Genomic DNA, 262 nt, shown 5'->3' on the forward strand with positions numbered 1-262 from the left:
CGGAAAAAATCGGCTATCCCATGCAGTTTACGAAACCCGGCGCGCTGGAAAGAGGAGAAAGTTATTTCATTACCGGTAAGGGCTCAATAGGGATGGCGATGCGCGCCAAAACGCCTATCTTTGACAACGAAGGCAACGTGATCGGCGTTGTTTCAATTGGCTATCTGGTCAGTAAAATCGACTCCTGGCGGCTGGACTTCTTATTACCGATGGCGGGAGTTTTTGTCCTGTTGCTGGTGGTCTTAATGCTGCTTTCCTGGTT

1 protein-coding gene is annotated in these 262 nt (G+C 49.6%); it reads left to right on the forward strand.

The window, feature by feature from the left end; translation table 11 throughout:
* Positions 1–262, forward strand: a 262-nt coding sequence (locus tag ACODJP_RS14190) for a hypothetical protein (protein ID WP_422482607.1), incomplete at both ends; no start/stop codon positions are given.

It is taken from the genome of Pleomorphochaeta sp. DL1XJH-081, assembly GCF_049310885.1.
Classification (GTDB): Bacteria; Spirochaetota; Spirochaetia; order Sphaerochaetales; family Sphaerochaetaceae; genus CAYZJV01.